Raw genomic sequence first — 8,026 nt, 5'->3', positions numbered from 1 at the left:
GAGCTTCATCACCGCTGTCAACAACACCTACATCGGCCTGTTCTACATCGGCACCGCCTTCCTGTTCTTCCTGCTGGCAGGCATCCTGGCGCTGATGATGCGCACGCAACTGGCCTTGCCGCAGAACGACCTGATCGGCCACACGCTGTACAACCAGCTCTTCACCATGCACGGCACCGTCATGATGTTCCTGTTCGCAGTGCCGGCGGTGGAAGCGATGGGCGTGCTGCTGCTGCCGAACATGCTCGGTGCGCGCGACCTGCCGTTTCCCCGCTTGTCGGCGTATGCCTTCTGGGCTTACGCCGTCGGCGGGCTGGCGTTTTTCTGCAGCCTGTTCTTCGGCCTCGCGCCTGATGGCGGCTGGTTCATGTATCCGCCGCTGACCAACGCCGAGTACTCGCCGGCGGTGAACGCCGACTTCTGGCTGCTTGGCATCGGCTTCATCGAAATCTCCGCGATTGCCGGCGCGATCGAAATCGTCGTCGGCGTGCTGCGCAACCGCGCGCCCGGCATGACGCTCGACAAGATGCCGATCTATGCGTGGGTGATGCTGGTGCTGGCCGGGATGATCATCTTCGCCTTCCCGGCGGTGATCCTCGCCACCCTGCTGCTCGAAATCGAGCGGGCGTTCGACTGGCCGTTCTTCATCGCCGACCGCGGCGGCGATCCGCTCCTGTGGCAGCACCTGTTCTGGTTCTTCGGCCACCCCGAGGTCTACATCATCTTCCTGCCCGCGGCCGGCATGGTGTCGATGATCATCCCGGCCATGGTGCAGAAGCCGCTGGCGGGATACAAGCTGGTGGTGCTGGCGCTGCTCGGCACCGGATTCCTGAGTTTCGGCCTGTGGGTGCACCACATGTTCGCCACCGGGATTCCGCAGCTCTCGCTCAGCTTCTTTTCCGCCGCCAGCATGGCGGTGACCATCCCGACCGGCATCCAGGTATTCGCCTGGATCGCGACCATCGCCGCCGCCGCGAAGCTGACATCCAAAGGTTCGATGCTGAAGACGCCGATGCTGTTCATACTCGGCTTCTTTTTCATCTTCGTGCTCGGCGGACTGACCGGTGTGATGGTGGCGGTGGTGCCGTTCGACTGGCAGGCGCACGACACGTATTTCATCGTCGCCCACCTGCACTATGTGCTGTTCGGCGGCATGGTGTTTCCGCTATTCGCCGCGTTCTACTACTGGGCACCCTTCGTCAGCAGGCGGCGCCTGTCGGAGCGGCTCGGGCGCTGGACCTTCGGCCTGATGTTCGTCGGCTTCAACATCGCCTTCTTCCCGATGCACATCACCGGCCTCGCCGGCATGCCGCGGCGTGTCTACACCTACGCCGAATCGCTCGGCTGGGGGCCGCTCAACATGGTGTCGACGATCGGCGCCTTCATGATCGCGGCCGGCGTGCTGGTTTTTCTGGTCGACCTCCTGCGCAACCTTCGTCCGGGCGAGGAGAACGCCGGCAACGTCTGGAATGCCGGCACGCTCGAATGGCTGCCGAACGGGAACTACGGCAACCGCAGCATTCCGATCGTCACCAGCCGCGAACCCTTGTGGGACCAGCCCGGCCTGGCCGACGATGTCGACGCCGGCCGCTATTACCTGCCGAATACCGCCACCGGCCGCCGCGAAACACTGATTACCAGTCCGATCGATGCGCGCCCGCAGTATGTGATGCAGTTGCCGGGGCCGAGCTGGAAACCGCTGCTGGCGGCCATCGGCACCGCCGGCTTCTTCCTGCTGATGACGATCAAGCTGGTCACGGCGGCAACCATCGCGGGCGTGGTCGCGCTGGTCATGGTGCTGTGGTGGCTATGGGAAACCGATCCCGGGCCGAACCATCCGCCGGTGGACATCGGCGGCAACCTGACGCTGCCGGTGTACATGAACGGATCGTCGTCGCATTCATGGTGGGCGATGATCGTCCTGATTCTGGTCGCCGGTTCCATCCTCGGTTGCCTGCTGTTTTCCTACCTGTTTCTGTGGACCGTCTCCCCGGATGTCTGGCCGGGGGCGGACGGGCTTCCGGCATGGGAGTGGCCCTCCATATCGGCCCTGCTGCTCCTGGCCAGCGCCGGCCTGATCGTCCATGCCGGCGCTCGGCTCAAGACAGCTTCGCCGCGCGGCCATGGCACCGTCACGCCGGCAATCCTGGCGGCGGCGATCCTGCTGGCCTGCGCATCCGCCGCCGACTTCTACGGCCAATGGACCACCGGGCTGCGGCCCACGGAAAGCGCGTACGGCGCGGTGGTGTACGCCATCATTGCGTTGCAGGCGTTCTATGTCGCGGTGGTGATTGTCATGGCGCTGTATACCTCGGCGCGCGCATGGTGCGGCCTGCTGCATGCGCAGCGCCGCGTCACCTTCGACAACACGATGCTGCTCTGGTACTACACGGTCGCGCAGGGATTGATCGGTCTTGCGCTCGTCCACAGCTTTCCACGCCTGACCGGCTGAACCGGCGATGAACGTCTCACATTTCACCCGCACCTTCCTGCTGATCTTTTCCGGTCCGATCATCTGGGCGGCGCACTTCGTGGCGATCTACGGCTTCACCGGCGTCGCCTGCGCCCGCGGATCGCATCACGCCGAATGGCTAGGTATCGGCGCGGTGCCCTGGTTCATCGGCATCAGCGGCCTGCTGGCGCTGGCGGCGATTGCGACCATTGGAGCCCTTGCGACAAGGAAAGGAAAGCGCGCGTCACAATCGGACGCGAGCGGCGTGCCGGCCGAAGGGCATGCCTTCATCGGAAGCATGACCATTATGCTCGGCCTGCTTGCGGCAATCGCCATCGTCTGGGAATCTCTTCCGGTACTGCTGGTCCCAATATGTGCATGACCGGCATGGAGCTTGCATAAGGCGATACTCCCGGTTCGCACGGTGGCGGCATGAACATGCCGGCCTTCATCAATGTGTAGTTGACTTTTGTCTGTTTCAACCTTGCAAGGAGTTTTCCATGGCAACAATGAATCCCAATATGTCAGAACGACGCCATATTCCCGACCGCCGCGCAGGCGGACATCACGGCGGCGCCAACGCTGTCATTACCGCAAAGCGGATGACAGCAGCCGATTGGATTCCGATGCTGCTGCTGGCCATCGGCGGCATCAACTGGGGCCTGGTCGGCTTGTTCAATTTCGATCTGGTGGCGACCCTGTTCGGCGAGATGAGCGGATTGTCACGCATCATTTATATTGCCGTCGGCCTGTCGGCTTTGTATTCGCTCTACCTGAGCAGCAGGATGTCGCGCAAACCGCATTAGGCCCGGGAGCAATCACTTGAACGGATCTGGCCGCGATGCCGGCCAGACTGTTCGCTCATCGACGCCTGTAATGTCCTCCCGTCGACGCACTGCCGGAATGCGAGGCCATGCCGCGCCACTTTCCGCATCATCTTGCCGGCACTCCGCCGCCGTCCTGAAATTCTTACCGCCACTCTGGTAGTTTGTTCGGTAGAACGCACATGATCCCGGCCGCTGCACCGGGCATGACGTACGGCATTCAGCTATCTACCTTTATCAAGGATGTGCTCGGTTTTCCTGTCGCGAGTGGCGCATGCCGCAACTTACGATGCAAGCCGGAATCGAACATTTTTACAGGAGGATAGACATCATGAATCAACAGCACACCCCGCAGGAAATTCCATCCATTCCCAATCCGGAACCCGAGATCGTTCCCTCCTACAGGCCGCAGCCGGAAATCGACGTCCCTATGGATCCGATCGCGCCTTCGGGCCCCCAAGGTCCGGAAATCGTTCCCGATACGTCACCGATGGAAGTACCGCAACCCGACACGCAATAACCCGGGTGAATAGCCCGGTTTCGCAGCAATCCGGCATATTCGACAAACGCCGGAAGATGTCGCGCAGGAAAGCGATACACGTCGATACACAATATAAGTAACATCGCTGACATTTCCCTTGTCCGCAATAACCGGCTCGCTATACTGCCTCTCTACGGAGGCAGTCATGCAAACTTTTCTGGCTTTGTCGATCATCCCGCAAAGCAAAAAAAACGCCATCAACGACGAACCTTATGGCACCGGCTCGCAGGTCATCGAACGACGCGAGCCGGTTCCCGATGTATTTGTCAGGAACGAAGCGGCGCGAATGGTCGACCTTTGGACGCGACATCAGCACGGCATGGAACAGCGCGCAGGCAACCGTATTCCCATCGAAGAACTGTTTTTGCCGATGAACAGCGGCGATCAATAGACCGGCCGGAAGATCGACGGAACTGATCGTGCCGATGCAAGCATGATCGGCATCGCATCCGTGCTCGTTCCGCACATCAGATTTTTTCACTCATTCTGAAACCGGATCCGGCTACGGCGCGTATATAACTCAACGCAATACACCACAGACACATCGCGGCATTGACGCATGCATTTTGCCGATGCTGCCGCGATTGCTCGCCGCTGCCTTTTCGGCCGTTCCGCGGCGCGTTCCCGTGATCCTTCCGATGGCGGCGAGCGGCGGTGGCGTGGCGTCCCTTTCGTGCGAACACTTGCCCGCACATCAACCTGAATGGAGATTCACATGAAAAAGCTTTTGATCGTTTCCGCAGTCATTATTTTTACCGGTTGTTCCAGCATGGGCGGCGGTTCATCGCCGATGGGTTCCGGCTCGATGAGCTCGGGCTCGAGCGGCGCCAGCGGTCCTGGCACGGGAAGCGGCGTCGGCAACGCCGGCACTGGGTATCGCTCCTCGGATGTCACAAGCAGCCTTTACTTCGGCGCATGATCATGTGACGACGGTCGCATGAACACACCGGCGCTTTTCCGCAAAGCGCCGGTTCGCACTCCACTCTCTGCCTCTTCTGTTTACATTTCTTCGCAGCTCGCGGCACAGCGACGGCATGCCTCCCCGCACAACTTCATCTCGCCGTCGCCATCGGGATGGGCGTCGCACATGCCGGCGCAGGCAGTGCAGATTTCCGCGCATTCCTTGGCCAGGTGCATGTGATGCGGCGAACGGCGCGTCATGAAGTCCGCGTGCACCAGGCAGATCTGCGCGCAGTCGAGCAGGGCCACCAGGTGCTTGGCTTCGTCGTGAAGGCGGCCGCCATGCAGCACATGCGCCGCCGCCTCGGTACAGACACGATGGCATTCCAGGCAATTGGCGATGCACTGTCTCATCATGTCGGTCATTTCCATGCTGGTCGTGGTTGTATTCATGGTCTCTCCATTGGATTGAATGACATCGATGCCGCTTGTTATGCGCTGCCGGTCACGCCGCCCATCACCGGCAGCACGATGCCGGTGATATAGCTTGCGCACACCGGCGACGCCAGGAACACATAAGCCGGCGACAATTCCTCCGGTTGTGCCGGCCGCTTCATGTCGGTCGACTGGCCGAAGGTCTTCACCTGCTCCACCGGCTGATCGGCCGGATTGAGCGGTGTCCATACCGGTCCCGGCGCCACCGCGTTCACCCGGATGCCGCGCGGCGCCACATTGGTGGCAAGCGCCTTCGTGAAGGCATGGATCGCGCCCTTGGTCGCCGAATAATCGAGCAGCATCTGGTGGCCGAAGATGCCGGTCTCCGAACCGGAATTGATGATCGAGGCACCCGGCTTCATTTCGGGCAACGCGGCACGTGCCATATGAAAATAGCCGTACAGATTGGTGCGTATCGTCATGTCGAAATGCTCGTCGGTGATGTCTTCGAGCGCCATCGCATGTTCCTGGAAGGCGGCATTGTTGACCAGCACATCGAGCCGGCCGAACGCCGCGACGGTCTGCCGAACCGCGTCATTGCAGAAGGATGCGTCGCGTACATCGCCCGCGATCAGCAGGCAACGCCTGCCTTCCTTCTCCACGCAGCGCCTGGTTTCTTCCGCATCGCCGTGTTCGTTCAGGTAGACGATCGCCACGTCCGCGCCTTCGCGCGCATACAGCACCGCTACCGCGCGGCCGATGCCGGAATCGCCGCCGGTGACGATGGCGGCCATGCCCTGCAACTTGCCGCTGCCCTTATAGTCGGGCGCCATGAATTGCGGGCGCGGATCAAGCTCGGATTCGATGCCGGGCTTTTGCAAATGCACTTCGGGAAACGGCGGTGCCGGCTGCGGCCGCATGCCTGCCTGCACCGCGCCATCGCCGCTTCCGTTGCTGCCGGATCTGCGCGCATCGACACCGTCGATTTCGCGCTGGATGGCGCGCTGCTGTCTTACCGTATCGTCGATGCTGCCCTGATTGCCCCTGGCGTTCGCCGCCGGATCTTCCGCCATGTTGTTCTCCTTGTTGGTTGAGGCTCGTTGCATTCGCCTGCTGCCGGCGCAAGCCGTTTCCCGATAGGTCTTCTAGAAAGAAAAAGGTTCCGGCGAAAACAATGGCAGGCATCTTGCATGGACTTCGGTCTGCCGGCACACCGGTGCCGGCGCCATTTCGCCCGGGCCAGTCCCCATGGACACCAGTCATCCCCCTTTCACCGACCGTCGCGATGCCGGCCGGAAGCTGGCTGCGGCTGTCGCGCATCTTCGTTCCGCCCGTCCCGTCGTGCTCGCTCTCCCGCGCGGCGGTGTGCCGGTCGGATTCGAAGTTGCACTCGCACTGGATGCTCCGCTGGATGTGCTGCTGGTGCGCAAGATTGGTGTGCAGGGTTATCCGGAGATCGGACTGGGCGCCATCGTGGACGGCGCCAGCCCCTGCAAGGTGATGAACCCGGACATCATGGCCTATTGGAAACCGTCGGCGCAGTATCTCGCCGACGAAGAGCGACGGCAAATCGCGGAGATCGAACGACGCCGGTCCTTGTATTGCGGAAAGCGCGCACCACTTCCGGTGTGCGGGCAAACTGTTCTTGTCGTGGACGACGGCATCGCCACCGGCGGCACCCTGAAGACGGCGCTGAAGGCACTTGCCGGTGCCGGGGTGAAACGATTGTTGTTTGCGGTGCCGGTCGCACCGGAGCCGGTGCTGGACGAATTGCGCCAGGAGGCGGATGAAGGCATCTGCCTTCTGGCGCTGGCGGATTTCCGCGCGGTCAGTCCGTACTACGCAAATTTTGAACAGACGACGGACGATGAAGTCATTCAATTGCTCGGCGTAGCGACGGCACGCCGAACATCCATCGATAACGAGGAGAACCATCATGCAAACGATTTCGGAAGTCATGACGCCTGATGCTGCGCTGGTGAGACCGGACGACAGCATCGCGGATGCGGCGCAATTGATGCGCGACTGGGATGTCGGCGCGCTGCCGGTATGCAACGGCAAGCGCCTGATGGGGATGATCACCGACCGCGACATCACGGTCCGCGCCGTGGCGGACCAGAGGGACCCGGCCGACATGCGCGTGGCCGACGTGATGACGGACGAGGTGCTGTGGTGTTATGACGACCAGGGCGTGGACGAAGTGCTGCGGCAAATGGGCGATGCACAGATCCGTCGCATGCCGGTCATCAACCGCGACAATCAACTGGTCGGTATGGTTGCGCTGGGCGATCTTGCCACCCGTTCCGATGCGGACACGGACGGCACGCTCGAGGATATCTCGGCGCCGGCGGACAAGGACGGCCAGGGTGACGAGGTGGTGCGGCTTCATCGTCCTTCCTCGGATCAGGCGGGGGGATTGTTTTAAGCGGTGTGACGCTGATGTGGCTGGCGGGCATTTCCGGTTGTTTGAGATATACCGCAACATTGGCGGTTCGTCCTGTACAAAAGCTACAAAGGATGCGTAATAGTTACGAAGTGCTGTGTGGCTATTTGGGATTGAACATGTGATTTGTCGGACGGTGATTGGGTCAGGTCTAAGAGCTGAGGAGGGTCCCGAGATTCAGGTTTGGGTTGTCTGCTGAAACAAGCGGCACGTATGGTATGGCACTTGCGTTGTTCCGAAGCGAGCTTGATCGATACAGTGCAGTCTAGCGTTACTGTTTAATAAGCAACCGCCGTACTGCTCCTTCCCCCTTCCAGGGGGAAGGCTGGGATGGGGGTAGTGAGGTCGATCGACTGCATACAGTAGTTCAACCTTCACACCCCTCCTTGCAGGACGCATCTGCGCTTGCAGGCGCAGACCGTTCAGCAGGC

The 8,026-nt window shown here is 61.3% G+C and carries 10 protein-coding genes; 8 read left to right on the top strand and 2 right to left on the bottom strand.

Annotated elements, in window-relative coordinates:
* From ctaD to V7080_RS21205, 6 genes are all read left to right on the top strand, one after another.
* Positions 1-2,452, top strand: a 2,452-nt coding sequence (gene ctaD, locus V7080_RS21230) for a cytochrome c oxidase subunit I (protein WP_334190385.1), incomplete at its 5' end; no start/stop codon positions are given.
* Positions 2,453-2,459: 7 nt separating this feature from the next.
* Positions 2,460-2,834, top strand: a complete 375-nt coding sequence (locus tag V7080_RS21225; protein WP_334190384.1) for a hypothetical protein — start codon at positions 2,460-2,462, stop codon at positions 2,832-2,834.
* Positions 2,835-2,952: 118 nt separating this feature from the next.
* Positions 2,953-3,258 (top strand): DUF378 domain-containing protein, encoded by a 306-nt coding sequence (locus V7080_RS21220; protein ID WP_334190383.1) that lies wholly within the window; start codon positions 2,953-2,955, stop codon positions 3,256-3,258.
* Positions 3,259-3,607: 349 nt separating this feature from the next.
* On the top strand, positions 3,608-3,796 hold the full coding sequence (locus V7080_RS21215; RefSeq protein WP_334190382.1) for a hypothetical protein: 189 nt from the start codon (positions 3,608-3,610) through the stop codon (positions 3,794-3,796).
* A gap of 166 nt (positions 3,797-3,962) precedes the next feature.
* The gene (locus V7080_RS21210; RefSeq protein WP_334190381.1) at positions 3,963-4,208 is read left to right on the top strand and encodes a hypothetical protein; all 246 of its coding nucleotides are present in this window, start codon (positions 3,963-3,965) and stop codon (positions 4,206-4,208) included.
* Between the two features lie 324 nt (positions 4,209-4,532).
* The gene (locus V7080_RS21205; protein WP_334190380.1) at positions 4,533-4,736 is read left to right on the top strand and encodes a hypothetical protein; all 204 of its coding nucleotides are present in this window, start codon (positions 4,533-4,535) and stop codon (positions 4,734-4,736) included.
* An 80-nt stretch (positions 4,737-4,816) separates the two neighbouring features.
* Here the strand turns inward: V7080_RS21205 and V7080_RS21200 are convergent, their stop codons facing one another.
* Both V7080_RS21200 and V7080_RS21195 read right to left on the bottom strand, forming a co-directional pair.
* A complete protein-coding gene (locus tag V7080_RS21200) occupies positions 4,817-5,170 on the bottom strand; it encodes a four-helix bundle copper-binding protein (RefSeq protein ID WP_334190379.1) in 354 nt (117 codons plus the stop codon).
* 38 nt (positions 5,171-5,208) lie between these two features.
* Positions 5,209-6,225, bottom strand: coding sequence for an SDR family oxidoreductase (locus V7080_RS21195; RefSeq protein WP_334190378.1), 1,017 nt, complete (start codon positions 6,223-6,225; stop codon positions 5,209-5,211).
* Between the two features lie 175 nt (positions 6,226-6,400).
* On the opposite strand from V7080_RS21195, the gene V7080_RS21190 reads away from it, so the two are divergent.
* Positions 6,401-7,120, top strand: a complete 720-nt coding sequence (locus tag V7080_RS21190; RefSeq protein WP_334190377.1) for a phosphoribosyltransferase — start codon at positions 6,401-6,403, stop codon at positions 7,118-7,120.
* Positions 7,089-7,577: a CBS domain-containing protein gene (locus tag V7080_RS21185; protein WP_334190376.1), complete on the top strand. Its 489-nt coding sequence runs from the start codon at positions 7,089-7,091 to the stop codon at positions 7,575-7,577. The genes V7080_RS21190 and V7080_RS21185 overlap by 32 nt, the downstream gene beginning before the upstream one ends.
* Positions 7,578-8,026 lie beyond the last annotated feature (449 nt).

Origin of the sequence: Noviherbaspirillum sp. (genome assembly GCF_036846085.1) — a bacterium.
Classification (GTDB): domain Bacteria; phylum Pseudomonadota; class Gammaproteobacteria; order Burkholderiales; family Burkholderiaceae_D; genus Noviherbaspirillum.
Note: the sequence above shows the minus strand (reverse complement) of the source record. Positions and strands in the feature narration are given on the sequence as shown.